1 pseudogene is annotated in these 1,132 nt (G+C 73.8%); it reads left to right on the top strand.

Annotated elements, in window-relative coordinates:
• Positions 1-97: 97 nt before the first annotated feature.
• Positions 98-1,003 (top strand): annotated as a pseudogene (locus tag AB0917_RS34170) (SPFH domain-containing protein); the annotation flags it as partial.
• Positions 1,004-1,132 lie beyond the last annotated feature (129 nt).

Genomic DNA, 1,132 nt, shown 5'->3' on the forward strand with positions numbered 1-1,132 from the left:
CGCCCGCGCCTGATCGTGCTCGACGAACCCACCACCGCCCTCGACGTCGGCACCCAGGCGCACATCCTGCAAACCCTGCGCAGGCTGTGCAAGGACCGACCCCCGCCTCGTCGAGCGCCCCGGGCCCGCCCTCTCCGGGTACGCCGCCCTGCTCGCCGGAGCCGCCGGACTCCTCGGCGTACTGGCTCTCCTGTGGTGGCGCGGCGCCCTGCCCGCCGCCGCGCAGAGCGCCGTGGGTCTGGCCCCCCGCCCGTACGAGGGCATCGGCGCCGCGGCCTGGACCGGCCTCGCCCTCCTGGGCACCGTGGTCGTCCTCGCGCTCGGCGGCCTGGGCCGCGGCCGCGTCGGGTACGCCTGGGTGCTCACCCTCTTCGGCGACTACCGGGGGAGCGTCCGCCGCACCGGCCTGGTCTGGGTCTCGCCCCTGCTGCTGCGCCGCCGCGTCGACGTACGCCTGCGGCACTGGCGCAGCGAACCCCTCCCCGCGGTCGACGCCACCGGCACCGCGCTGCGCGTCGTCGTCCTGGTGGTCTGGCGGATCCAGGACACCGTGCGCGCCGCCCTCGGGATCGAGGACCACGAGGCGTATCTGAGCGCGCAGGTCGAGGCCGCCATGGCCCGGGTCCTCTCGCAGCTGCCGGCCGACGCGTTCCACGAGGACGCCCCCACCCTCCGCGACGCGGAGGCGGTCGGCGACGCCCTGACCCGGATGCTGAAGGCGGACTGCGAACCGGTCGGCGTGGAGGTGTACTCGGCGCAGCCGACCGGGATCGAGTACGCCCCCGAGGTGGCGGCGGCGATGCAGCGGCGGCGGATCGCCGCCATCGACGCCAAGCACCGTGACAGCGTGCTGACCTCGGTGGTCGACGCGGTGGACGACACCGTCAACCGGCTGACCACGCGCGGCATCGTCGACCTCGACGACTACGAACGTAAAGCGCTGGTCAAGGACTTGACGGTGGCTTTCTACACCGGCCGAGGCGGCGGAGGCGACGGCGCCTGAGCGGACCGCGAGCGGCGGAAGGGGCCCGGAGGCGCAACGAAGCGCGCTTCATTCGCGGGTTCGTCGCCATGGCCGAGCAGAATGGCTGGCATTACAACCTGATCGAAGCCTTCGACCAGCCGTGGAAGC

The organism is Streptomyces sp. NPDC007346 (assembly GCF_040703535.1).
Taxonomy (GTDB): Bacteria; Actinomycetota; Actinomycetes; order Streptomycetales; family Streptomycetaceae; genus Streptomyces.